At 73.1% G+C, this 24279-nt stretch carries 21 protein-coding genes and 3 tRNA genes; 9 read left to right on the top strand and 15 right to left on the bottom strand.

Annotation, left to right across the window (positions count from 1 at the left end; translation table 11 throughout):
- Positions 1-123: 123 nt before the first annotated feature.
- The 7 genes from purM to ACOBQU_RS20110 all read right to left on the bottom strand — a co-directional run bounded on the left by purM (position 124) and on the right by ACOBQU_RS20110 (position 6867).
- Positions 124-1206, bottom strand: a complete 1083-nt coding sequence (purM, locus tag ACOBQU_RS20140; RefSeq protein ID WP_423628719.1) for a phosphoribosylformylglycinamidine cyclo-ligase — start codon at positions 1204-1206, stop codon at positions 124-126.
- Positions 1207-1238: 32 nt separating this feature from the next.
- The gene (gene purF, locus ACOBQU_RS20135) at positions 1239-2765 is read right to left on the bottom strand and encodes an amidophosphoribosyltransferase (RefSeq protein ID WP_423628718.1); all 1527 of its coding nucleotides are present in this window, start codon (positions 2763-2765) and stop codon (positions 1239-1241) included.
- Between the two features lie 180 nt (positions 2766-2945).
- Positions 2946-3755, bottom strand: coding sequence for an META domain-containing protein (locus ACOBQU_RS20130; RefSeq protein ID WP_423628717.1), 810 nt, complete (start codon positions 3753-3755; stop codon positions 2946-2948).
- 84 nt (positions 3756-3839) lie between these two features.
- On the bottom strand, positions 3840-4637 hold the full coding sequence (locus ACOBQU_RS20125) for a sterol carrier family protein (RefSeq protein ID WP_423628716.1): 798 nt from the start codon (positions 4635-4637) through the stop codon (positions 3840-3842).
- Positions 4638-4646: 9 nt separating this feature from the next.
- Entirely contained in the window at positions 4647-5303 is a 657-nt protein-coding gene (locus tag ACOBQU_RS20120) for a TetR/AcrR family transcriptional regulator (RefSeq protein ID WP_423628715.1), read from the bottom strand.
- 74 nt (positions 5304-5377) lie between these two features.
- Entirely contained in the window at positions 5378-6208 is an 831-nt protein-coding gene (locus ACOBQU_RS20115) for a murein hydrolase activator EnvC family protein (RefSeq protein ID WP_423628714.1), read from the bottom strand.
- Between the two features lie 140 nt (positions 6209-6348).
- Positions 6349-6867 carry an ArsR/SmtB family transcription factor gene (locus tag ACOBQU_RS20110; protein WP_423628713.1) on the bottom strand — a complete coding sequence of 173 codons (519 nt, stop codon included), beginning with the start codon at positions 6865-6867 and terminating at the stop codon, positions 6349-6351.
- 258 nt (positions 6868-7125) lie between these two features.
- Between ACOBQU_RS20110 and ACOBQU_RS20105 the strand changes: the two genes are divergently transcribed.
- Positions 7126-7725 (top strand): Uma2 family endonuclease, encoded by a 600-nt coding sequence (locus ACOBQU_RS20105; RefSeq protein ID WP_423628712.1) that lies wholly within the window; start codon positions 7126-7128, stop codon positions 7723-7725.
- Between the two features lie 147 nt (positions 7726-7872).
- On the opposite strand, the gene purL is transcribed toward ACOBQU_RS20105, so the two are convergent.
- From purL to purS, 3 genes are read right to left on the bottom strand one after another with little or no spacing between them, the layout of a single operon-like run.
- A complete protein-coding gene (gene purL / locus ACOBQU_RS20100; protein ID WP_423628711.1) occupies positions 7873-10122 on the bottom strand; it encodes a phosphoribosylformylglycinamidine synthase subunit PurL in 2250 nt (749 codons plus the stop codon).
- Positions 10119-10802 (bottom strand): phosphoribosylformylglycinamidine synthase subunit PurQ, encoded by a 684-nt coding sequence (purQ, locus tag ACOBQU_RS20095; RefSeq protein WP_423628710.1) that lies wholly within the window; start codon positions 10800-10802, stop codon positions 10119-10121. The genes purL and purQ overlap by 4 nt, the downstream gene beginning before the upstream one ends.
- The gene (gene purS / locus ACOBQU_RS20090; RefSeq protein WP_423628709.1) at positions 10799-11071 is read right to left on the bottom strand and encodes a phosphoribosylformylglycinamidine synthase subunit PurS; all 273 of its coding nucleotides are present in this window, start codon (positions 11069-11071) and stop codon (positions 10799-10801) included. The genes purQ and purS overlap by 4 nt, the downstream gene beginning before the upstream one ends.
- 488 nt (positions 11072-11559) lie before the next feature.
- Here purS and ACOBQU_RS20085 point away from each other — a divergent pair, with 488 nt between their 5' ends.
- The 8 genes from ACOBQU_RS20085 to ACOBQU_RS20050 all read left to right on the top strand — a co-directional run bounded on the left by ACOBQU_RS20085 (position 11560) and on the right by ACOBQU_RS20050 (position 16590).
- The gene (locus ACOBQU_RS20085) at positions 11560-11877 is read left to right on the top strand and encodes a histone-like nucleoid-structuring protein Lsr2 (protein WP_423628708.1); all 318 of its coding nucleotides are present in this window, start codon (positions 11560-11562) and stop codon (positions 11875-11877) included.
- Between the two features lie 395 nt (positions 11878-12272).
- A tRNA-Gly gene (locus ACOBQU_RS20080) sits at positions 12273-12344 on the top strand.
- A gap of 79 nt (positions 12345-12423) precedes the next feature.
- Positions 12424-12499: transfer RNA gene (locus ACOBQU_RS20075), tRNA-Gly, on the top strand.
- Between the two features lie 147 nt (positions 12500-12646).
- Entirely contained in the window at positions 12647-13651 is a 1005-nt protein-coding gene (locus ACOBQU_RS20070) for an ABC transporter ATP-binding protein (RefSeq protein ID WP_423628707.1), read from the top strand.
- Positions 13648-14484 (top strand): ABC transporter permease, encoded by an 837-nt coding sequence (locus tag ACOBQU_RS20065; protein WP_423628706.1) that lies wholly within the window; start codon positions 13648-13650, stop codon positions 14482-14484. Before ACOBQU_RS20070 ends, ACOBQU_RS20065 begins: the two co-directional genes overlap by 4 nt.
- A gap of 13 nt (positions 14485-14497) precedes the next feature.
- A complete protein-coding gene (locus ACOBQU_RS20060) occupies positions 14498-15886 on the top strand; it encodes a sensor histidine kinase (protein WP_423628705.1) in 1389 nt (462 codons plus the stop codon).
- Entirely contained in the window at positions 15883-16491 is a 609-nt protein-coding gene (locus ACOBQU_RS20055) for a response regulator (RefSeq protein ID WP_423628704.1), read from the top strand. The genes ACOBQU_RS20060 and ACOBQU_RS20055 overlap by 4 nt, the downstream gene beginning before the upstream one ends.
- A 23-nt stretch (positions 16492-16514) precedes the next feature.
- Positions 16515-16590: transfer RNA gene (locus ACOBQU_RS20050), tRNA-Gly, on the top strand.
- Between the two features lie 120 nt (positions 16591-16710).
- Here ACOBQU_RS20050 and ACOBQU_RS20045 read toward each other — a convergent pair.
- The 5 genes from ACOBQU_RS20045 to purD form a co-directional block, all read right to left on the bottom strand.
- Positions 16711-17610 (bottom strand): phosphoribosylaminoimidazolesuccinocarboxamide synthase, encoded by a 900-nt coding sequence (locus tag ACOBQU_RS20045; RefSeq protein ID WP_423628703.1) that lies wholly within the window; start codon positions 17608-17610, stop codon positions 16711-16713.
- A gap of 104 nt (positions 17611-17714) precedes the next feature.
- A complete protein-coding gene (locus tag ACOBQU_RS20040) occupies positions 17715-19238 on the bottom strand; it encodes a N,N-dimethylformamidase beta subunit family domain-containing protein (protein WP_423628702.1) in 1524 nt (507 codons plus the stop codon).
- Between the two features lie 790 nt (positions 19239-20028).
- Positions 20029-21768, bottom strand: coding sequence for a hypothetical protein (locus tag ACOBQU_RS20035; RefSeq protein ID WP_423634610.1), 1740 nt, complete (start codon positions 21766-21768; stop codon positions 20029-20031).
- Between the two features lie 213 nt (positions 21769-21981).
- Positions 21982-22857: a hypothetical protein gene (locus ACOBQU_RS20030; protein ID WP_423628701.1), complete on the bottom strand. Its 876-nt coding sequence runs from the start codon at positions 22855-22857 to the stop codon at positions 21982-21984.
- 53 nt (positions 22858-22910) lie between these two features.
- Positions 22911-24164: a phosphoribosylamine--glycine ligase gene (gene purD / locus ACOBQU_RS20025; protein WP_423628700.1), complete on the bottom strand. Its 1254-nt coding sequence runs from the start codon at positions 24162-24164 to the stop codon at positions 22911-22913.
- Between the last annotated feature and the right edge of the window lie 115 nt (positions 24165-24279).

Here is a 24279-nt window from a genome sequence, read left to right as displayed (position 1 = left end):
ATCGCACTCACCCGGTCCGGGGTGTCACGCCGGACCGGGTTTTGTGCTGTCCGGACTGCCCGAGCGGTCCGGGCCGTCCGGACAGCCCGAGCGGCCCGAGCGGCCCGGTCAGCCCGGGGCGGCCTACCGGGCGTAGTCACCCGTGAGCTCGGCGCCCGTCGCGCGGTCGCCGCGGTCGGTGATCTCGCCCGCGACCCAGGCGTCGACGCCGCGGTCGGCGAGGGTGGCCAGGGCCACGTCGACGGAGTCCTCGGGCACGACGGCGATCATGCCGACGCCCATGTTCAGGGTCTTCTCCAGCTCCAGGCGCTCGACCTGACCGGCGGTGCCGACGAGGTCGAAGACCGCGCCGGGCGTCCAGGTGGAGCGGTCGACCGTGGCGTGCAGGCCGTCCGGGATCACCCGGGCCAGGTTGGCGGCGAGGCCGCCGCCGGTGACGTGGCTGAAGGCGTGCACATCGGTGGTGCGGGTGAGCGCCAGGCAGTCCAGGGAGTAGATCCGGGTGGGCTCCAGGAGTTCCTCGCCGAGGGTGCGGCCGAACTCCTCGACCTGCTGGTCGAGGGTCATCTTGGCGCGGTCGAAGACCACGTGCCGGACCAGCGAGTACCCGTTGGAGTGAAGGCCGGAGGACGCCATCGCGATGACCGCGTCACCCTTGCGGATGCGATCCGCGCCGAGCACGCGGTCGGCCTCGACCGCGCCGGTGCCCGCGCCCGCGACGTCGAAGTCGTCGGGTCCGAGCAGGCCCGGGTGCTCGGCCGTCTCGCCGCCGACGAGGGCGCAGCCCGCGAGCACACAGCCCTCGGCGATGCCCTTGACGATGGCGGCGACGCGCTCCGGGTGGACCTTGCCGACGCAGATGTAGTCGGTCATGAACAGCGGCTCGGCGCCGCACACCACGATGTCGTCCATGACCATGGCGACCAGGTCGCGGCCGATCGTGTCGTACACGCCGAGCTGCCGGGCCAGGTCGACCTTGGTGCCCACGCCGTCGGTGGCGGAGGCGAGCAGCGGGCGCTCGAAGCGCTTGAGGGCGGAGGCGTCGAACAGCCCGGCGAAGCCGCCGAGGCCGCCGAGACCGGCCGTCTCGGGGCGCTGGGTCTTCTTCACCCAGTCCTTCATCAGCTCGACGGCGCGGTCGCCCGCCTCGATGTCCACGCCCGCCGCCGCGTAGGAGGCACCGGTACCAGCAGTTGTCTCAGACATTGCCTGGGGTCTTTCGGGGTTGGTGAGAGGGCTCAGGGGCGACGGATCGCGTCGGCCGCGGCCGTGGCCGCGGGGCCCGCGGCCAGCTCGGTCTCCAGGAGCTGCTTGCCGAGGAGCTCCGGGTCGGGCAGCTCCATCGGGTACTCGCCGTCGAAGCAGGCGCGACACAGGTTCGGCTTGTCGATGGTGGTGGCCTCGATCATGCCGTCGATCGAGATGTACGACAGGGAGTCGGCGCCGAGGGAGGTGCCGATCTCGTCGATGGTCATGCCGTTGGCGATCAGCTCGGCGCGGGTGGCGAAGTCGATGCCGAAGAAGCACGGCCACTTCACGGGCGGCGAGGAGATCCGGACGTGGACCTCGGCGGCGCCCGCCTCGCGGAGCATCTTGACCAGGGCGCGCTGGGTGTTGCCGCGGACGATGGAGTCGTCGACGACCACCAGGCGCTTGCCCTTGATGACTTCCTTGAGCGGGTTCAGCTTCAGGCGGATGCCGAGCTGGCGGATGGTCTGGGAGGGCTGGATGAAGGTCCGGCCGACGTACGCGTTCTTGACGAGGCCCGCGCCGAAGGGGATGCCGGAGGCCTCCGCGTAGCCGATGGCGGCGGGGGTGCCGGACTCCGGCGTCGCTATGACCAGGTCGGCGTCGACCGGCGCCTCTTTGGCCAGTTTCCGCCCCATCTCGACGCGCGAGAGGTAGACGTTGCGGCCCGCGATGTCGGTGTCGGGCCGGGCCAGGTAGACATACTCGAAGACACAGCCCTTGGGCTTCGCTTCCGCGAAGCGGGAGGTGCGCAGGCCGTTCTCGTCGACAGCGATGAACTCGCCCGGCTCGACCTCGCGGACGAAGCTGGCGCCGCAGATGTCGAGGGCGGCGGTCTCGGAGGCGATGACCCAGCCGCGCTCCAGGCGGCCGAGGACCAGGGGGCGGATGCCCTGCGGGTCACGGGCCGCGTACAGCGTGTGCTCGTCCATGAAGACCAGGCTGAAGGCGCCCTTGACCTGCGGCAGGACCACCGCGGCGGCCTCTTCCAGGGTCAGCGGCTTGCCGTCGGTGTCGGTCTGGCCCGCGAGCAGGGCGGTGACCAGGTCCGTGTCGTTGGTCGCGGCGACCTGGGTGGCGCGGCCGTTCTCCTTCGGCAGGTCGGCGACCAGCTCGGCGAGGTGGGCCGTGTTGACCAGGTTGCCGTTGTGGCCGAGGGCGATGGAGCCGCGGGCCGTGGCACGGAACGTGGGCTGGGCGTTCTCCCAGACGGAGGCTCCGGTGGTCGAGTAGCGGGCGTGTCCGACCGCGATGTGACCCTGGAGGGAACCGAGGGAGGTCTCGTCGAAGACCTGCGAGACGAGGCCCATGTCCTTGAAGACGAGGATCTGGGAGCCGTTGCTGACCGCGATACCCGCGGATTCCTGGCCCCGATGCTGGAGGGCGTAGAGCCCGAAGTACGTGAGCTTTGCGACCTCTTCACCCGGCGCCCAGACCCCGAAGACGCCACACGCGTCCTGGGGGCCTTTCTCGCCGGGGAGCAGGTCGTGATTGAGTCGACCGTCACCACGTGGCACGGCACCGAGTGTAGGCGAGATCGACCACTGGTCCGAATTCGGGATCGGAGGGTACCGGGGAGTAGGCGGTGGGCCCGCGCGGGGGCGCCGTCGGCCCGCCTCTCCCCGGAACCTGGGGCTTCGCCCCCTGGAACCCCCATTTCCCGCAGCTTCGCGGCTGGTCCTCGGGCGCCGGGCGGGCTAGCCCTTGTCGGCGGTCGCGGTGACGACGGTGCCGTCGTCGGCGGTCAGAGTGAGTCCTTTGTCACTCACCTCGTAGCGGGTCCTGCCGTCGAACAGCTTCAGCAGGGCCCGTTCCGTCGTGCCCTTGGCGCCCTGGCACATCATGCGGGTCGTCTTCGGGGCGCCGAAGGCGATCGCGCCGTCGCCCGGCTTGGCCGTGGCGTTGACGTCGTTGCAGCCGAGGTTGCCGCGGACCGTGCCGTTCTTGGCGAAGGTCAGCTCGGCCTTGCCCGCGACCTGCTTCGGCAGCGGCCGGGCCGCCTGGCCCTTGCCCACGGACCTGACGGTCCAGGTGGTGCCCTGGAGCGGGGCGGGCGGCTCGACGGGCTCGGAGGTCAGGTCGATGCGGTCGCCCTTGCTGGTGGTGAGCGTCAGGCGGCCGTCGTCGAGCCCGGCGCGGTCCGCCTTGAGCCTGCCGTCGAGGGCGCGGGCGAGGCGGTTCTCGAAGTCGAGGGCGTCACAGGCGATCTCGGTGTGGGCGCCGGGTGTGAAGTCGACGGTGTCGCCCTTGACGGAGACGTCGGCGCCGTAGCCGTTGCAGCCGAAGTGGCCGCCGGTGCCGCCCTTGCCGCCGAGCCGGACGTAGGCGCCGCTCGGGGCGTCGTGCTTCTTGCCGTCGACGGTCAGGCTGACGACGTTCCAGCGCACGCCGGTCAGGGGCGCCTTGGAGCCGCCCGAGCCGGAGCCGGACTTGGCGTCGTCCCCCGACTCCGAGCCGCAGGCAGCGAGCAGCCCGGCGGTGGCGAGAACGGTGAGGGTCTGGGTCACGCGCTGCTTGTACATGTCGCTGTGACGGGGCGGGGCGGGCTCTGGTTCCGGGGGTGCGCCGCCGGGCGGGGCAGGGCCGCCGGGTCAGCTCATCAGGGGCAGCAGCGCCGCCAGGTCGGCCCGCTCTCCGCTCGCCAAGACCCGCGCGGCGTCGCGTTCCGCCGCCCAGGTCGCGCGGCCCGTGGCGAGGCGGATCCAGGTGAGGGGGTCGGTCTCGACGACGTTGGGCGGGGTGCCGCGGGTGTGCCGGGGGCCCTCGACGCACTGCACGACGGCGTACGGCGGAACGCGGAACTCCACCGCGCCGCCGGGAGCCTTCAGGGCGAGCGTGTCGGCGAGGAGGCGGGTGCAGGCGGCCAGGGCCTGGCGGTCGTACGGCACGTCGAGGCCCGGCACGGCGGCGTTCAGGTCGTCGGTGTGGACGATCAGTTCGACGGTGCGGGTGACCATGAAATCACCGAGCGCCATGCCGCCGAACCGCATGGGGACGACGCGGGTGGCGGGGATGCCCGGCAGTTCCGCGGTGAGCCGGTCCAGGGGGCGCGCGAACAGGGCGTCGAGGTCGGGGTGCGCGGCGACGATGCCACGGACGTCGTCGTCGACCTGGTCCGCGGCGGCCGAGGTCTGGAACGCCCAGTTCTGGAGCGTGACCTCGGCCTTGGCGGGCGCGGGCGCGTCCAGGGCGCGGACGACCGCGGCGAGCGCCATGGTCAGGTGCGCGGCCAGCTCCCGCACGGTCCAGTCGCCGAGCCGGGTGGGCCGGGCGAACTGCTCGTCGGTGAGGGAGGCGACCGCCTGGCGCACGGCCGCGTACTGGGTGAGGACGGCGGTGCGGATCTTCGTCGGGTCGTACGCGCGCGGGCGCTTCCTGGCCGGGGGCATGAGCGGAGCCTAAGCCTTCACCGCGTATCCGCTGAGGCCTTTTTCGACGAGGTCGAAGGCGTCGTGGGCGAGGCGCACGACGTCCTCGGCGATGCGGTCGAGCGGTTCGCCCGCCTTGCGGCGGCGCACGATCTCCGCGCACACCGCGTTGCGCACGCCGAGGAGTTGGGCGGCGGCGACCTGGGCGAGGACGCCCTCGCCGGTCTCCTCGGCGAGCACGTCGGCGAGCAGCCCCTGGCTGCGTACGTGGAAGTCGTGCGCGCGCTTGAGCAGCACCGGCGTCTCGACGATGAGCTGCATGGTCCGCATCAGATGGCCGCTGTCGCTCAGGCCGACGGAGGCGTCGCGGGCCTCGATCTGGGTGAGCAGCAGACGGCGCAGCGCGTCGGCGGCGGACTCCCCGGCGGCGCGGGCGCGCACGGCGTCCGCCGCGTCGCCGACGTGCTGTTCCATCGGGCCGAGGAGCAGGTCCTCCTTGGTGCCGAAGTAGTTGAAGACCGTCATCTTGGACACGTCGGCGGCGGCGGCGATCTCGGCCACGGACACCTTCTCGAAGCCGCGCTCGGCGAACAGGTCGACGGCGGTCCGCCAGATCCGCGCCGCGGTCTGCCGCTTCTTGCGCTCGCGCAGGCCGAGCTCCGGCCCGGCGCCGTCCTGTGCCGCCATGGCCGCACCGTACCAGGGCGGATTTTCGCCCCTTACGCACGCGCGACCGGTCGCCGAGGGGCGTTCGCCGCTGGTCAGGCGGCCGGGGCGGACTCCTCGGCGACCGTGAACTCCTCGCCGTTGGCGGGCACCCCGACGCCCGCCCAGCGGAAGGGGACGCCACGCGCGGAGTCCAGGTCGGGGCCGTCCATCAGCTGGAAGTGGACGTGCGGCTCGGAGGAGTTGCCGGAGTTCCCGCAGCGGCCGATGGTCTGCCCGGCGCGCACCCGCTCCCCGGGGCGCACGGCGAGCGATCCGCGCTGCACGTGGGCGTACGCGGCGTACGTGCCGTCGCCGAGGTCGAGGATGACGTGGTTGCCGACGACCCGGCGGGCCCCGGCGAGGCCGCGCAGCTCGCCCTCGGCGAGGAGCAGGTAGAGCACGCCGAACAGCGAGCTGCGGCTGAGGTGGTCGCGCTGGCCGTCCTCGGCGCGGACGACGGTGGCGTCGGCGACGGCGACGAGGTCCGCGCCGAACGCCGGGTAGCGCTCGGGGCGGCGGGCCAGCGGCCACAGCCAGGTGAAGCCGGGCCGGGGGTGCCGCTCGTCCTCGGCCACGATGTCGATCGCGTACGTCTGGCCGTAGACGTGCACGCCGTGGCTCGGGATCTTGTCGGCGGGGCTGTTGAGCGCGGACCAACGGCCGGTGACGGGGGCGCGGACCTCGACGGGCGCGCGCGGGGCGACGGCCAGCTCGCGGCTGGCGGACCGGCCCGCGGCGATGCCCGCGGCCCAGGACAGCACCAGCGGGGCGAAGAGCAGCCACCAGGCGAAGGGGTAGTCGACGAAGAAGCCGCCGATGACGAGCGCGAAGAAGACGTACACCAGCAGGCGCTGGAGTATCGAGCAGAGCTTGCGGACGGTCATGGTATGTGTCCCCCAGTCGTACGGTGTCCGGCGGGCGCCCGGGTCACGGCGCGCCCTGAGTCGGAGCGCCCCCTCAGTCGCGGGGGCTCCTGGCCATGTGGTCGCGGCCGGTCACGGTGTGGCCGGTCACGGTGGGCCGGTCACGGTGTGGCCGCCGAGAGCGCCACGAGCAGGGGCACCACCCGCCCCGCGGGCACCTCGTGCCGCCCGCGTCCGCCGGTCTGGAGCCAGCCCGCGCCGGTCAGTTGGCGCAGGTGGTGGTAGATCTGCCCGGTCGTGCCGAGGTCGTCCAGCTCGGCCAGCTCGGCGGCGGTGCGGCGGCCGCCGAGGATCTCGCGGAGCAGGCGGAGCCGCACCGGGTGGCCGAGCGCGGCGAACGACTCGGCGGCCGCCGCCAGGTCCTCGCCGAGGACGTCCGGGGTGACCTGGCCGTACTGCCATTCGTACCGCTGCCCGGTGGGCAGGCGCACCGCGCCCGTGAACAGGACGCCGCCGTCGGCCGCGCCGAGGCCCGCGAGCTGCGCCTTCAGCCCGTCGAGCGCCCAGAAGGCGCCGTCCACCGCCTCGGGTGACGGCGGCCGGGCGCCTTCAGGGCCCTCAGCGACTTCGAGCGCCGCCACGCGCCGCTCCAGCTCGGCGACCCGCTCCTCAAGATCCATGACCAGAGCTTACGTAATTACGTAATTCCGCACAACAGTGGGGCGCCGGTGAAGGACGCCCAGGCAGGAGATGAGGTGCGGGGAACGCCGGGAACGCGGCGTGAGCGGCGGCGAGCGAGATGCCCTCATCAGGGTGAGCCTCCCGGGAACCGCCCCGCCCGGCCCGCACCGCCTGATCAACACTGACCTGGTCTAGATCAACGCCGGTCCGGATCGCCTCGGTCCGGACCAGGTCCGGTGCCCGGGAAGGGATGCGCCATGTCGGTCATAGCCGAGCCGCCGCAGTTGCCCGTCGAGGAGTTCGAGGCGATCGAGAGAACCGTCGCCGCCGCGTCGGCGTCGGTGCGCCTGGAGTTCATCGACGGCCGGATCGGTGTCAAGGGCTTACCGGACAGCGAGCACGGCGAGATCATCGCCTGGCTGCGGCGGCAGTGCGAGCGGCAACGCCGTGACCTGCGGCTCTACAGCGCCCGGCACGGACTGACCGTCGAGGAGTGGCAGTGCCCCACGGGCCGCGCCCGGCCGGACGGCTCCCTCGCGCCGGAGGGCTACTTCCGGGGCAAGCCCGACTGGGCCGATGCGAGCGGCGTGTTCATGACCGTCGAGGTCACCTCGTACGACTCCGACACGCACCGCAGGAACCGCGAGGTCAAGCCCGGCGCCTACGCGGGCGCGGGGATCCCGGTGTACCTGCTGATCGACCGGCACAGCCGCACGGTCGTCGTGCACAGCGAGCCGGACCCCGAGGCGGGGGAGTACGCGCTCACGCAGACCGCCCGCTTCGGCGCGAAGGTGGCGCTGCCGGAGCTCATCGGGGTCACCCTCTACACCGCTGAGCTGCGGGGGTACGCCCACTGAGGGCTCGGTGCGCCTTCGGTCCCTTCATCCGCGGGCTCGTCGTGGCTGGTCGCGCAGTTCCCCGCGCCCCTTCGGGGCGCTCCGGCCCGTGCCGCGGAGGGGCCCCGCCCCACAGCGGGACGGGGCCCGAAGGCGTACGTCGGCGGATCAGCCGAACAGCGCCGGGATCGTCCGCTCGTGGGCGGTCCGCAGTTCGGCCAGGTCGAGGGTGAACTCGCCCTGGACCTCGACCGCTTCGCCGTCCACCACGCCGATGCGCGTGACCGGCAGGCCCCGCGCGCCGCACATGTCGGTGAACCGCAGCTCCTCGCTGCGCGGCACGGACACGACCGCGCGGCCCGCCGACTCGGAGAACAGGAACGTGAACGCGTCGAGCCCGTCGGGCACGACGAGCCGGGCGCCGTTGCCGCCGCGCAGGCAGGACTCCACGACCGCCTGGACGAGACCGCCGTCGGACAGGTCGTGCGCGGCGTCGATCATGCCGTCGCGCGAGGCGGAGATCAGGATCTCGGCGAGCAGCCGCTCCCGCTCCAGGTCGACCTTGGGCGGCAGGCCGCCGAGGTGGTCGTGGACGACCTGGGACCAGGCGGAGCCGCCGAACTCCTCGCGGGTGTCGCCCAGCAGGTAGAGGAGCTGGCCCTCTTCCCTGAAGGCGATGGGCGTGCGGCGCGTGACGTCGTCGATGACGCCGAGCACGGCCACGACCGGCGTCGGGTGGATGGCCGTCTCGCCGGTCTGGTTGTACAGGGAGACGTTGCCCCCGGTGACCGGGGTGCCCAACTGCTGGCAGGCGTCGGCGAGTCCGCGCGTGGCCTCGGCGAACTGCCACATCACGCCCGGGTCCTCGGGCGAGCCGAAGTTCAGGCAGTCGGAGACCGCGAGCGGCTTGGCGCCGGACGCGGCGACGTTGCGGTACGCCTCGGCGAGCGCGAGCTGGGCGCCCGCGTACGGGTCGAGCTTCGCGTACCGGCCGTTGCCGTCGGTGGCCATGGCCACGCCGAGGTTGGACTCCTCGTCGACGCGGACCATGCCCGCGTCCTCGGGCTGGGCGAGGACCGTGTTGCCCTGCACGAAGCGGTCGTACTGGTCGGTGATCCACGCCTTGGAGGCCTGGTTCGGCGACGCGACGACCTTCAGGACCTGGGCCTTCAGCTCCTCGGCGGTCGCCGGGCGCGGCAGCTTGCCCGCGTCGTCGGCCTGGAGGGCGTCCTGCCAGCTGGGACGCTCGTAGGGGCGGTGGTAGACCGGGCCCTCGTGGGCGACCGTGCGCGGCGGCACGTCCACGATCTGCTCGCCGTGCCAGTAGATCTCCAGGCGCTCGCCGTCCGTCACCTCACCGATGACGGTGGCGATGACGTCCCACTTCTCGCAGATCTCCAGGAACCGGCCGACCTTGTCGGGCTCGACGATCGCGCACATGCGTTCCTGCGACTCGCTCATGAGGATTTCCTCAGGGGAGAGGGTCGCGTCGCGCAGCGGGACGGTGTCCAGGTCGACGCGCATGCCGCCCGAACCGGCCGACGCCAGCTCGCTGGTGGCGCAGGAGAGCCCGGCGCCGCCGAGGTCCTGGATGCCCGCGACCAGCTTCTCCTTGAAGATCTCCAGGGTGCACTCGATGAGGAGCTTCTCCTGGAAGGGGTCGCCGACCTGGACGGCCGGGCGCTTGGCGGGCCCGGTCGACTCGAAGGTCTCGCTCGCCAGGACCGAGACGCCGCCGATGCCGTCGCCGCCCGTGCGGGCGCCGTACAGGATGACCTTGTTGCCCGCGCCGGAGGCCTTCGCGAGGTGGATGTCCTCGTGCTTCATCACGCCGATGCACCCGGCGTTGACCAGCGGGTTGCCCTGGTAGCAGGGGTCGAAGACGACCTCGCCGCCGATGTTCGGCAGGCCCAGGCAGTTGCCGTAGCCGCCGATTCCGGCGACGACGCCGGGCAGGACGCGCTTGGTGTCGGGGTGGTCGGCGGCGCCGAAGCGCAGCGGGTCGACGACCGCGACCGGGCGGGCGCCCATGGCGAGGATGTCGCGCACGATGCCGCCGACGCCGGTGGCGGCGCCCTGGTACGGCTCGATGTACGAGGGGTGGTTGTGCGACTCGACCTTGAAGGTCACGGCGTAGCCCTGGCCCACGTCGACGACGCCCGCGTTCTCGCCGATGCCGACGAGCATCGCGTCGTTCTCGGGAGCCTTCTCGCCGAACTGCTTCAGATGGACCTTGCTGCTCTTGTACGAGCAGTGCTCGGACCACATGACGGAGTACATGGCCAGCTCGGCGCCGGTCGGGCGGCGGCCGAGGATCTCGCGGATCCGGGCGTACTCGTCCTCCTTGAGGCCGAGTTCCTTCCAGGGCTGCGCGGCCTCGGGGGTCTCCGTCGCGTGCTTGACGGTGTCGAGGGTCATCGGGCGTCCACCAGTTTCTTCAGGATGGAGGTGAAGAATCCCAGGCCGTCCGTGCGGCCGGTCCCGATCAGCGGCTCGACCGCGTGCTCGGGGTGCGGCATGAGGCCGACGACGTTCCCGGCCTCGTTGGTGATGCCCGCGATGTCGCGCAGCGAGCCGTTCGGGTTCACGTCCAGGTAGCGGAAGGCGACGCGGCCCTCCGCCTCCAGCATGTCGAGGGTGCGCTCGTCGGCGACATAGCGACCGTCGATGTTCTTCAGGGGGATGGAGATCTCCTGGCCCGGCGTGTAGTCGGCGGTCCAGGCGGTCCTGTCGGTCTCCACCCGCAGCTTCTGGTCGCGGCAGATGAAGTGCAGGTGGTTGTTGCGCAGCATCGCGCCGGGCAGCAGGTGCGTCTCGGTCAGGACCTGGAAGCCGTTGCAGATGCCGAGGACCGGCATTCCCGCCTTGGCCTGGTCGATGACCGACTCCATCACGGGCGAGAAACGGGAGATCGCCCCGGCCCGCAGATAGTCGCCGTAACTGAAACCGCCGGGCAGCACGACGGCGTCGACCTGCTTGAGGTCCTTGTCGCGGTGCCACAGCGGCACCGGCTCGGCGCCCGCGACGCGCACGGCGCGCTGGGTGTCGCGGTCGTCGAGGGTGCCCGGAAAAGTGACGACGCCGATTCGGGCCGTCACTTGTCGGCTCCCGCTGCTCCCTCGGAGGCCTCGACCTTTACGACGAAGTCCTCGATCACGGTGTTGGCGAGGAAGGTTTCCGCCATCTCGTGGATACGGGCGAGCGCGGCGTCGTCCACCGGCCCGTCCACTTCGAGTTCGAAGCGCTTTCCCTGACGTACATCGGAGATGCCCTGGAATCCGAGGCGCGGCAGTGCACGCTGCACCGCCTGTCCCTGGGGGTCGAGGATCTCCGGCTTGAGCATGACGTCGACTACGACGCGTGCCACTGGCACTCCCGGTGTGTGGTGCTTGCGTGTGCTGCTGGCGGGTGCGGCGTGCGTGCCCTCCGAGCAGGGTTCCTTCAGACTACCCGCACAAAATTTCTACCCGCGTAGATTCGTAGCAACGTACGTGACCGCAGTCACGTTGGTGATCGTCCCCGCCGGTGCGGCGGGCGGCGCACGGGAGACGTGCGCGAAAAATCCTGGAAAAGATCACAGTCCGGCATTGCGCCGGGCCCTCCGGCCCGTGCACGCTCCCCTGCGAGCGGGGCCGATCCGCATTCCGCGGCTTGCCAGGGCTTCCCGCGGCTTCCCACCGGATCCCGCCGGATCCCGCCACCGGAACACGCGGTCAGTTTTCGTCGGCTTCCCCATTCAATGCCGGGCACTGTACAAAGGAATTGGCAATAGCCGATACTTCGTCCCCAAACTGCCGGACAGTCGGCATCAGCGCATGTCATATGCGGTGGCGTCGCACGAAAGGACCGATATTCGTGGCGCAGCGTGTCGTGGTCACTCTCTATGACGACATCGACGGCTCAGAAGCGGCGGAAACGGTCGCCTTCGGTCTCGACGGAAGGTCGTACGAGATCGACCTCAACGAAACCAATGCCGAGAAACTCCGCAAGGAGCTGGCCCCCTACCTCAAGGCGGCCCGCAAGCAGGCGAAGTCCGGCAAGGCCTACCGGCACACGGCGGTGACGCCGGACCCGGCGGCCGTGCGCGCGTGGGCGCGGTCGCACCAGATGGACGTGCCGCCGCGCGGGCGGATCCCTAAGAGGGTGTACGAGGCTTTCGCCGCCGCCAACTAATGGCCGCCTGGCCTTGAGCGGGGCCCTGGGGTTGCCCCGGGGGCCCCGTCCCGCCGCTGCGCGGCAGCCTCCCTGCGGCCAGTACCCCTGCCGCTGCGCGGCAGCTTCCCGCCCGCCCGCCCGGGACTCCCAGGCGGCGCGCCTCGCCCCACAACCGCCCCGCCGCTGCGCGGCGGCTTCCCGCCCGCCCGCCCGGTACTCCCAGGCCGTGCGCATCCCGGGCGCAGACGCCGACGGCGGCGGCACCCCGCAACCGGGCAGGCACGGTTGGGCGGGTGGGAAAGGCCCCGTCAAAGGCGCCGGGCGGAACCGACTTGCGTTGCACCCCTGATCATCCGCTAGAGTCTGGAGCACGCCGAGGGGGCGGGGCCGAAAGGCCAAGACCTCGAAGCCACGCGGGTGTAGTTCAGTAGCAGAACATCCCCCTTCCAGGGGGAAGGCGCAGTGTGCAATTCCTGTCACCCGCTCCGCACCGCTCACCAACCACCCCTCCGGGTGAGGTAAGCTGGTGCTCGCGCCGATCGGTGAGAGCCGGTCGGAGGCAATGCGGACGTAGCTCAGTTGGTAGAGCGCAACCTTGCCAAGGTTGAGGTCGCCAGTTCGAACCTGGTCGTCCGCTCCAGAGAGAAAGGCCCCGGTCATCGACCGGGGCCTTTGTCGTGCCCCGCCCGCACCGCCCGCCCCGGCGGGCCCGGCGTCTGACATTTGTCACGGCCAGTGGTGACAGCGCGCACTGCCCCGGCCCCGCCCCCGGGACGACGCTGGAAGCATGACTGACCAAGTGATCGACGTCACCGATCTGCGACGCACCTACGCGGGCGGATTTGAGGCGGTCCGGGGAATCTCGTTCACCGTGCCCCGCGGTGAGCTGTTCGCTCTGCTCGGCACGAACGGCGCGGGCAAGACCTCCACCGTCGAGCTGCTCGAAGGGCTCGCGGCCCCCGCGGGCGGCCGCGTCCGCGTGCTCGGACACGACCCGTACACCGAGCGGACCACGGTGCGCCCCCGCATCGGCGTCATGCTCCAGGAAGGCGGCTTCCCCTCCGAGCTGACCGTCAGCGAGACCGTGCGCATGTGGGCCGGGTGCACCAGCGGGGCCCGCCCCGTCGGCGAGGCCCTGGACGCCGTCGGACTCGGCAAGCGCGGCGGCGTACGCGTCAAACAGCTCTCCGGCGGTGAGAAGCGCCGCCTCGACCTCGCCATGGCCCTCATCGGCGACCCCGAGGTGCTGTTCCTCGACGAACCCACCACCGGACTCGACGCCGAAGGGCGCCGCGAGACCTGGGACCTGGTCCGCACCCTGCGCGAACAAGGCACCACCGTGCTGCTCACCACCCACTACCTCGAAGAGGCCGAGCAGCTCGCCGACCGCCTGGCGATCCTGCACGAGGGCCGCATCGCCACCACCGGCCGCGTCGCCGACGTCGTCGCCACCCAGCCCTCCCACATCTCCTTCGAGCTGCCCGACGGCTACCACGTCGGCGACCTGCCGCCGCTGCCCGAACTCGGCGTCACCGGACACGAACTGCGCGGCCGCACCCTGCGGCTGCGCACCGGCGAACTCCAGCGCGCCGCCACCGCCCTCCTCGTCTGGGCCGAGCGCAGCCGCGTCGAACTGCGCGGACTCGACGTCAGAGCCGCGTCCCTGGAAGAGGCCTTCCTGCGCATCGCCCGCGAGGCCAACGGGGCTGACGGGACCGACGGGGCCGACGGGGCCGACATGACGTACGAGGCCGGAGTGTCAGCCGAAGAAGCACAGGAGACCGCCGCATGAGCACCCCCGCCAGCACCCCGGCCAGCACCCCGGCCGACGCACGCACCGTGCCCGGCCGCTCCCCCGCCGTCACCACCCCCGCCCGGCGCATGGCGGCGCTCGCGCGCGCCGAGCTGACGCTGCTCGGGCGCAGCAAGGGCGTCCTGTTCACGGCCGTCGCCGTGCCGCTCGTGCTGCCGTTCAGCCTGCGGGCCAGCGCCGAGGACATGGACCTCGAGGAGCACGGGCTATCCGTCGGGTCGGTGCTGCTCCCGGCGGCGATCGGCTTCTCGCTGCTCTTCGCCGTGTACGCGGCACTGGTCAGCGTGTACGCGGCCCGGCGCGAGGAACTCGTACTCAAGCGGCTGCGCACCGGGGAGCTGCGGGACCCGGAGATCCTCGCGGGCGCCGCGCTGCCGTCCGTCGCCATCGGCCTCGTACAGAGTCTGCTGCTCGTCGGCGCCTGCGCCGCGCTGCTCGACGTGGGCGCGCCCAGCGCGCCGCACTACGCCGTCGTCGGCATGCTGCTCGGCCTCGTGATGTGGCCGCTGCTCGCCGCCGCCACGTCCAGCTTCAGCCGGAGCGTGGAGAGCGCGCAGGTCGCGGCCATGCCGCTGCTGATCGTCTCGATGATCGGCTCGGGCACCGTGATGCCGCTCGAAGTCATGCCGGACAAGCTGGCGTCCGTCGCCGAACTGCTCCCGCTGACGCCCGTCGTCGAGCTCATCCGGGGCGGCTGGACCGGCAACCTCTCCGCCCCGGACGCGCTGCGGGCGATCGCCACCGCGGTGGCCTGGATCGCGCTCGGCGTGTTTGCTGTACAGCGGTGGTTCCGCTGGGAGCCCCGGCGCTGAGGAGGGGATCGAAGTGGTCGGCCGCATCAGGGGCTTGCCGCGCGCCTGGCGCGAGCGCAGCAAGATAGAACGGGTCGAACTCCAGTCGGTGGCCGTCTGGCACGGCATGCCCTGGCTGCTGTACCTGAGCTGGGGCTCGCTGCCGCTCGGCCTCGGCCTGCGGCCCGGGGCGTCCGCGCAGGCGCTCGGCTGGGCGCTGATCGTGACCGGCGCCCTCCAGTGCCTCCAGGTCAACCACGGCCTGCGCCGGGGCCTCGACCACTACCTGGGGCGTGCCCCGCTGCCCGCGCGGGACATCGCCGTCTCCCGCGCCCTGATGGTGCTGGCCCTCGTCCTCGCCTTCGTCCTGGAGGCCACCGACAGCGTCGAGGACGGCATGATCGGGCCCGTCACCGCGTTCCTCGTCATCCCGCACTGCGACGCGCTCGCCTTCGCCTACCCGCTGCGGCAGTTCGGCGTCCGGCTGCTGTTCGTCGAGGCGTTCGCCGTGGGCGGCTTCGCCGCGGCGGGCGTGCGCGACGGGCGGCTGCTCGGCGTGGCCCTTCTCGTCGCCTTCGGCGCGGCCGTCGCCCTGTTCAGCACGCGCGGCGGGGCCTGGACGCTGGCCGTGATGTGGGAGGCCGACCGGGCCCGCGAGGTGGAGGCGCGGCTCGCCGTCGCCGAGGAGCGGCTGCGCTTCGGCCGCGACCTGCACGACGTGATGGGGCGCAACCTCGCCGTCATCGCGCTCAAGAGCGAACTCGCCGTGCAGCTCGCCCGGCGCGAGCGGCCCGAGGCCGTGGACCAGATGGTCGAGGTCCAGCGGATCGCCCAGCAGTGCCAGCGGGAGATACGGGAGGTCGTCCGCGGCTACCGCGAGGCCGAGCTGGGCGCCGAACTCACCGGCGCCCAGGGCGTCCTCGAAGCCGCCGGGATCGTCTGCCGGGTCACCGGACCGGCCGCCGACCTGCCGCTGCCCGTGCGGTCGGCGCTCGCCTGGGTCGTACGGGAAGGCACCACGAACGTGCTGCGGCACGGCGACGCCCGGCACTGCGCCATCACCCTGGAGCTGACGACCGAGTCCGCGGACACCCAGGGGTACGCGGAGTTGACCATCGAGAACGACGGGGCGCCCGAGAGCGGCCCCGCCCCCGGCGGATCGGGGCTCGCGGGCCTGCGCGAGCGCCTCACCGCCGTGGACGGCACGCTGGAGCACACGACGGCGGGGCGCCGCTTCCGGCTCACCGCGCGGATCCCGCTGCCCGCGGCGGACACCGGGCAGGCGGACACCGGGCAGGCGGAGGCCGGGCGGACGGACACCGCGCGAGGGGGCGCCACCCGACAGGACGCCGCTCGGCAGGACACCGCCCGGCCGGACACCGTGCGGGCGGGCGAGGCGGGGCGGGAAGTGGGGGTGTCATGACCGTGCGGGTGCTGCTCGCCGACGACGAGCATCTGATCCGGGGCGCGCTCGCCGCCCTGCTCGGCCTGGAGGACGACCTCGTCGTCGTCGCCGAGGCCGCGTCCGGGCCCGAGGCGCTCGCCATGGCCCGCGCCCACCGCCCCGACGTCGCCGTCCTCGACCTCCAGATGCCCGGCGCCGACGGTGTGAGTGTCGCCACATCCCTCCGGGGTGAACTCCCCGACTGCCGGACCATGATCGTGACCAGCCACGGCCGCCCCGGGCACCTCAAGCGGGCCCTCGCGGTCGGTGTGCGGGGGTTCGTCCCGAAGACGGTCAGCGCCCAGCGCCTCGCGGAGATCATCCGTACCGTGCACGCCGGAAACCGCTACGTCGACCCGGAGTTGGCCGCCGACGCGATCTCCGCCGGGGACTCCCCGCTGACCGCCCGCGAGGCCGAGGTGCTCGAACTCGCCGCCGACGGCGCGCCCGTCGCGGAGATCGCCGAGCGGGCCGCGCTGTCCCAGGGCACCGTCCGCAACTACCTCTCCTCGGCGGTCACCAAGATCGGTGCGGAGAACCGGCACGCGGCCGTGCGTCTCGCGCGCCAGCGGGGTTGGGTATAGTAGCTACCGCGCCACGGCGCAGCGCGGACGTAGCTCAGTTGGTAGAGCGCAACCTTGCCAAGGTTGAGGTCGCCAGTTCGAACCTGGTCGTCCGCTCCAGCGAAAGCCCCCCAGTTTCCGAACTGGGGGGCTTTGTCGTGCCGTTGGGCCCGGGGGGCCGGGGGCCGGGACACGGGCGGGCTGCTCCCAGCCCGCCCCGCGCTCACGGCCGAGGCCGGTCTACGGCCAGGTCGTGCCGGTCAGCCGCTCGTACGCCTCCACATACTTCGCCCGTGTGGCGTCCACCACGTCCTGCGGCAGCGGCGGGGGCGGCTGCTCGCTCGCGCGGTCCCAGCCGGACGCCGGTGAGGTCAGCCAGTCGCGCACGAACTGCTTGTCGTACGACGGCTGGGCGCGGCCCGGCTGCCAGCGGTCGGCGGGCCAGAAGCGGGACGAGTCCGGCGTGAGGACCTCGTCGGCGATCACCAGGTCCGCGCCGTCGAAGCCGAACTCGAACTTGGTGTCCGCGAGGATCAGGCCGCGCTCGCGCGCGATGTCCCGGGCCCGGCCGTACACGGCGAGCGTCGTCTGGCGGAGCTGCGCCGCGGTCTCCGCGCCGACCTGGCGGGCCACCTCCTCGTAGCTCACGTTCTCGTCGTGCTCGCCGACCTCCGCCTTCGTGGCGGGCGTGAAGATCGGCGCGGGCAGCTCCGAGCCGTCGCTGAGGCCCTCGGGCAGGGCCAGGCCGCAGACCGTGCGGGACTCGCGGTACTCGGCCAGGCCCGAGCCGGTCAGATAGCCGCGGGCGACGCATTCGACCGGGACCATCTCCAGGCGCTTGCAGACCAGGGTGCGGCCCGCCCAGTCGGCGGGCGCGCCGGGCGGCAGCTCACCGGAGAGGACATGGTTCGGGACCAGGTCGGCAAGCTGGTCGAACCACCACAGCGAGAGCTGGGTCAGGACGCGCCCCTTGTCGGGGATCTCCGTCGGCAGCACCCAGTCGTAGGCGGACATGCGGTCGCTGGCGACCATCACGAGGTCGCCCGCCTCGTTCTGGTACAGCTCGCGCACCTTCCCGGTGTGCAGATGCACCAGACCCGGAACCTGGATCGGTTCGGGCTTTTCAACGAATCCGGACACGGTTCCTCCCCGTGGTTATGTCCCAGTGCCTCGATTCTCCCGTATGCGGAGGGCGGTCTTGGCCATGGGTTGGCCGAGACCTGGCTGGTTGCGGGCGTACGGCGTCAGTCGCGCTTGCAGATCCGGTCGAGGAGGTTGGCGGTGGCGCGCTGCACGCGGGGGTCCACATGGCCCGGCCGGTCGAGCGCCGGGGACCAGGCGAACGTCCCGGAGGCGAACACCAGGGCGCCGGACGGGGCGCGGTACAGCGAGGTCTCCTGGTGGCGCGGGGTGCCCTCGCCGTCGCGGTAGGGGGAGTGGGCCAGCAGGATGCGGTCCTGGTGCTCGGGCAGCGCCGTGCGCGGGAAGTAGCGGTCGGCCTCGCCCGCGACCAGGCCCTCAATGGGGTCGCCCTCGTGCGCTCCGGTCGCCTCCCACAGCCAGTGGTCGGCGTTGCGCACGATGAGCGGGTGCGGCTCGGGGACGCGGCCCGCGTACTGGATGCCGATGAGCTGCTGCTCGGGCACGTCGATCTCCCGCCACAGCGCGGCCCTGCCGGGGCCCCGGCGCTTGCGGCAGGTCAGCAGGCGGTCCGGGACGCCGGACGGGGACGGGCCCAACTCGACCTGCCAGTACATGGTGTTGGCCGACAGGAAGACCAGGGACGTGCCGTGGTCGCGGGCCAGTTCGGTGGTGCGGCGCATCGCCACGGACCAGTACTCGTCGTGGCCGGGGAAGACCAGGCCGCGGTAGCGGGCGGGGTCGATGTGGCCCGCGTGCAGGTCGCGGGCGTCGGCGTACGCCAGGTCGTAGCCGTACCGCTCGGCCCAGCGGATGAAATCGTAGGCGTGGCCCACGTGCAGGGGCAGGCCCGCGCCCGCGTACGGGCGGTCGAAGGAGACCGTGACCGCGGCCTCGCTCTCGCCGAGCAGACGGCCGTGCTCGTCCCACGCGTGGTACAGGCTGGCGCCCGTGCGGCCGTCCTCCGGGTACAGGTTGTACGCCTGCCAGGTCACGTCCGGCAGGATCACCAACAGGTCGGCCGCCGGGGCCTCGCCCAGCTCGCCGCGGGCCGCCGGGAGGCTGTCGCGGACCGTGAAGGGCACGTGCGAGCGGTAGCCGTCGACGGTGGTGAGGACCGCGACGTACGCCCCCACGTTCCAGTAGCTGGGGATCTGGAGCCGCCAGGACAGCCACCAGTGGTGGCAGGAGACCGTGCGGTCGGCGGCGAGCGGCGGCGGCTGCACGATGCCCGCGAGCCGGGGGCTGGTGGTGATCTGGGCGGCGCCGTCGCCCCCGTAGTGCCCGATGCGGTAGATGTCGACACTGAACTGCTGGGGCGGGTCGACCGTGATGTGGAAGTCGAGCGCCTCCCCGGGGGCGGCGGCTCCGGTGCTCGTGAAGCCCTTGATCTGGCGGTGGACGTCGTCGGCGGTGCGGGGGCCGCCGCCGGGGCGCCGGGCGGGCACCGTCCGCCCGGTGGCTCCTGGGGTGGTGTCGGGGTCCACGTACCAGGGCACGACCTGGCCCGTGTCGTCGAAGTAGTGCTCCGCGCCGCGGAGCCAGGGCAGCGGGCCCTGGCCGAAGGGGTCGGTCACGGCGTGGGCGAGCGCGCCCGACTCCCAGCGGCGGATCGGCTCCGGTCCCATGGCGTCTACGTCCCCTCCCTCGCTCCCCCGACTGGTTCGGTGCCTCTGCGCCGGGGCGGAGGCGGTGCCCGTCCGCTTGGACGGCGGGCTTTCCCCTGCGTGGCGGTCGCTTCCACGGTGTGGGGTGGTCTGCGTGCGGTCCGTGCTGGTGCGTGGTGGTGCGTGCTGGCCGTGCTGCGCGCGGGCCGTTCGCCCGCCGTTCACTGCGCGTGCCCGCCAGAGCGGCGTGTCCGCCGTGTCGGCCACCGATCCCAGCACATCACATTACGCACGCGGACCGTCACCGTTCGTCGTGAATTGACGTGACCGGAACGTTTCCCTGCCGGGGTGGGGTGGGGGTGGGCGCGGCTAGGGGGTCACGGGTGGGCGGGGCGCGCACAGCCAGGGAGCCACGGGCGGACGGGGTACGCGCAGCCAGGGAGCCACAGGCGGACGGGGTACGCGAAGCTAGGGAGTCACGGGCGGGCGGGTGGGAAGCCGCCGCGCAGCGGCGGGGCGTCAGCGGGCGGGGCGCGCGCAGCCAGGGAGCCACAGGCGGGCGGGTACGCGAAGCCAGGGAGTCACGGGCGGGCGGGTGGGAAGCCGCCGCGCAGCGGCAGGGGCAGGCCCGCCAGGGGGGCAGGGGGCGTCCCCGGCGGCGGAGGGGGTCGGCCTCGTGTTCAGACGAGGCGAAGCGGCTTCTCCGGGCGCACACCCTGCTCCGTGAGCCACGCCCGCAAGGGCCCCGCGTCACCGTCCTCCACCAGCGTGAGCACCCGCGGCGCGAGGTCCGCCGCGCGCTCGCCCCCTATCAGGAGCGAGGGCCCGTCCAGCCAGTCGAGCCCGGGCGCGGCCCCCGCCGTGTCGACGGCCGCGCAGCACACCATGGCCGTGACGTGGTCGGCCAGCAGCTCCCGGCCGGAGCGGGGCGGCTGGAGCGGGAACAGCGGCAGTGCCCGGTCGTCCCAGAGCGCGTCGTCCGGCCCCTGTCCGGCCGGGGCGGGCCGGGGCGGCGCCGCGGCCTCCTCGCGGGCGATCTCGGCGGTGAGCCCGGCGGCGAGGGCACCACCGCGGCCTTCGGAGCCGTCGCTGTCGTCGCTGTCGTCACCGTCGTCACGGGGGCCGGAAGCGTCACCGTCCAGGGCGTCCGGGGCGTCCAGGGCGTCCGAGGCATCCGGGGCGCCCCCGCCGCGTACGCCCCCCGGGCTCCCCCGGCGCCCGTGGCGCCGCCACCGGCGCCCTCCGCCCGCGGATCCGTCAGGTGGTCCAGGATCCGGCCGAGGGTCGGGCCCTCGGGGTCGGGGGCCGTGGGGTCGAAGGAGCGGCTGACGCCCAGGGCGTCAAGGACGCGGTGGAGGCGGGCGGCGTCCATGCGCCACTTGCGGTCGACGATTTCGTCCGGATACTCCTGCCAGGCCACCGGCGCCCAGCCGGGGCCGGGCTCGGCCGGGCCGCCGTGGAAGAGCCGGGCGGCGAGCAGCGACGCGGCCTCGTCGACGAGGCCGGGCTCCTCCAGGAGGTCGCACGCGGGGCGCTCGCCGAGCCGGGAGGCGAAGCCCTCGGCGAGGCGGTCGCGGCGGGAGAGTTCGGTGAGCGCGGAGACGACGCCCGCGTCGAGCCGCGAGGGCCAGCGGCCCATGCGCCAGGCGGGCAGCGCGACCCGCGTCAGCAGCCGGTCCCAGCCCGCGTACGCGAGGCCGACCTGCTCCTGGGCGACGATCCGCACCCCGTAGTCCACGGTCTGGGCGCGCTCGGCGGCGGCAGCGGCGACGCCCCGCTCCATCTCCGCGGCGTGCACCCGGCAGCCGCGCAGCAGCAGCCGGGCCACCCAGCCGACCCCGCCGAGGACGGCGCGCCCGAGCGGCCCGCGGCCGGGTGTCGACGCGACGGCCACGGCGGCGTCCAGGCCGCGCACGAAGCGGCGGGCGGCGGCTATGTCCGGGTGCGCCGAGGGTCCCGTACCCGCGACGACCGGGGCGAGGACGGCGCGCAGCTCGCCGACGCGCATCCACCACAGGAACGGCGAGCCGATGACGAGCACCGGGGCGGCGGGGGCCCTGCGCTGGGCGGCGCGTGCTCCCGGGGCCGCGGGGTCGCCGTCGGGGGGCACGAGGGCGTCGGAGGACGGCGGGGCGCTCTCCGGGGCGTGGGCCGGGTGGGTGCGGTCCTCCAGCCAGCTGTCGCAGTCCGGCGTGAGCGCTATCGCCGAGGGGGCCGGGACGTCCAGGCGGTCGGCGAGGTCGCGCACCAGGCGGTACAGATCGGGGGCGGCGGCCTCGCTGATGGGGACCGTCGGGCTGACGGCGGGCCGGGCGCGGGCGACGACCAGCGCAACGGCTCCGGCGGCGAGCAGCACGAGCACGGCGAGCACGGTCACGGCCCAGCGCGCGGCGGCCCAACTCGCGCCCCCGACATGCCCGGTGGCCATCGCGGCGAGCAGCACGACGGCGACGGCCGCGGGCAGCAGGGCGACGGCCAGCGCCCTGCTGCGGATGCGCAGCACGGCGAGGGCCCGGGAGCGCGCGGCCCGCGCGCCCGCCTCCACACCCATCCCTGACACGACCGAAGTCACCCCCTGCTGCCTCTACGGCCCGGCCGACGGCCGGAGCCGACGGCGCATGTCGATGGCGTTGCTCACTCCCCCCACTGTGGCACCCGCCACTGACATCGCAATGCCGGTGGGCTGTTTGGCTTCCGGGTGCCTGAACGCCTGCGCCGAACCCTAGTTGGGCCGCTGGTCAACGTCAGCCGGATGGGTCAGCGCTCACCCGATGGAATGGCTTTGGGTAAAGCTCGCCCGGTGCAGCAGTTTCGTCAGGGAGGCGGAGAGATCCCTGGCGAAGGCCCGCCGGACGTCCTCGCCGACGAGGTCGAGGGAGAGATACGGATTGAGGTCTTCCAGTTCAACGAGGAGCAGCGTGCCGTCGGGCGCCCGGCAGGCGTCGACGCGCTGGATCCCGTACTCCAGGGTGTTCCACGCCACGAACCGGCGCGCGAAGTCCAGGTCGGCGGCCGTCGGGGCGTAGGGCTCCAGCTCCCAGCGCCGCTCGGGGTCGGGGGCGTACAGCGCGTACTGGAAGGCGTCGTCCACGAAGTAGAAGGACACCTCGTAGCGGAAGTCGATCCGCGGCTGCGCGAGCAGCCCGCCGCCCTCGCCGAAGTCCAGGTCCGCCAGCTCCTGGCGGTCGACGAACCGCAGCCCTATGGAGTCGGCGCCGAGCTTCGGCTTCACTACGTAGGACCCGGTTTCCGGCAGGCGCCCCAGGTCAGCGCGGCGGTCGACGGTCGGGATGACGGGCAGGCCCGCGGCGGTCAGATCGAGCAGATAGCCCTTGCCCGCCATGTCGCCGCGGCCCGTCAACTCGTTGTAGACGCGCACGCCGTCGCGCAGGGCGCGGGCGCGGAACGCGTCGTACGCCTCCTGGTAGTGGAGGACGGGCCCGCTGTTGCGGACGATGACCAGGTCGTGGCCGTCCATCAGGGCGGCGGCGTCCAGCGGGTGGCACAGGGCGACGTCGAACTCGGCGCGCAGGCGCGCGGAGAGGTGGATGTCCTCGTCGCAGTAGCGCCGCCCGCGGGCCTCGTAGGTGAGGTCGGTGACGTACAGCAGCCGGGGACGGCGGGAGCGGATTGAGGCCATGGCGTTACGGTACGTCACGACCTGGTCGCCCCCGGCCGTCCGGTGGGCTTCGGCTAGCCCTGGCGGGCGGCCTTCTCGGCGATGTCGGTGCGGTGCTGGGAGCCGTCGAGGCGGATGCGGGAGACGGCCGCGTAGGCGCGCTCGCGGGCCTCGTTGAGGTCGGTGCCGGTCGCCGTCACGGACAGCACGCGGCCGCCCGCGCTGACGATCGCCTCGCCGTCGCGCTTCGTCCCGGCGTGCAGGACGTACGCGTGCGGGGCGTCCTGGCGCTTGACGGCGTCGAGGCCGTCGATCCGGTCGCCGGTGCGGGGGGTGCCCGGGTAGTTGTGCGAGGCGACGACAACGGTGACGGCCGCGTCGTCGCTCCAGCGCAGCGGCGGCAGGTCGGCGAGCGTTCCGTTCGCGGCGGCGAGCAGCACACCGGCGAGCGGCGTCCTGAGGCGGGCGAGGACGACCTGCGTCTCGGGGTCGCCGAAGCGGGCGTTGAACTCGATGACCCGCACGCCCCTGCTGGTGATCGCGAGGCCCGCGTAGAGCAGCCCGGAGAACGGCGTGCCGCGCCGCCGCAGTTCGTCGACGGTCGGCTGGAGCACCGTGCGCAGCACGTCGTCCACGAGCTTCGGGTCGGCCCACGGCAGCGGCGAATAGGCGCCCATGCCGCCGGTGTTGGGCCCCTCGTCGCCGTCGAGGGCGCGCTTGAAGTCCTGCGCGGGGCGCAGCGGCACGACCGTCTCGCCGTCGGTGACGGCGAACAGCGACACCTCGGGCCCGTCGAGGAACTCCTCGATCACGACGCGGCCGCAGGCGCGGGCGTGCGCGCGGGCCTGCTCGATGTCGTCGGTCACGACGACGCCCTTGCCCGCGGCGAGCCCGTCGTCCTTCACGACGTACGGCGCCCCGAAGGCGTCCAGCGCCTCGTCGACCTCCGCCTCGTTCACGCACACGTAGCTGCGGGCCGTGGGCACCCCGGCGGCCGCCATCACGTCCTTGGCGAACGCCTTGGAGCCTTCGAGGCGGGCGGCCTCCCGGGACGGGCCGAAGCAGGGGATGCCCGCCTCGCGCACGGCGTCGGCGACGCCCGCGACGAGCGGCGCCTCCGGGCCCACGACGACGAGGTCCGCGCCCAGCTTCCGGGCGAGCCCGGCCACGGCGGCGCCGTCGAGGGCGTCCACCGGGTGCAGCTCCGCCACCTCCGCGATACCGGCGTTGCCGGGCGCGCAGTGCAGGGCGGTGACCGCCGGGTCGAGGGACAGGGAGCGGCACAGGGCGTGTTCGCGGGCGCCGCTGCCGATGACGAGGACGTTCACGGGGCCAGCCTAGCCCGGCGGGGCGGGCGGCTTTGTTCGGGTGTCCAGGTGGGGGGCGGCGGGGGTTTGTGGGTTCGTACGAGAGCCGGGGGCGGTGCCTTCGCGGGGCGCCCCA

Origin of the sequence: Streptomyces sp. G45, from assembly GCF_049542095.1 — a bacterium.
Taxonomy (GTDB): domain Bacteria; phylum Actinomycetota; class Actinomycetes; order Streptomycetales; family Streptomycetaceae; genus Streptomyces.
Note: the sequence above shows the minus strand (reverse complement) of the source record. Positions and strands in the feature narration are given on the sequence as shown.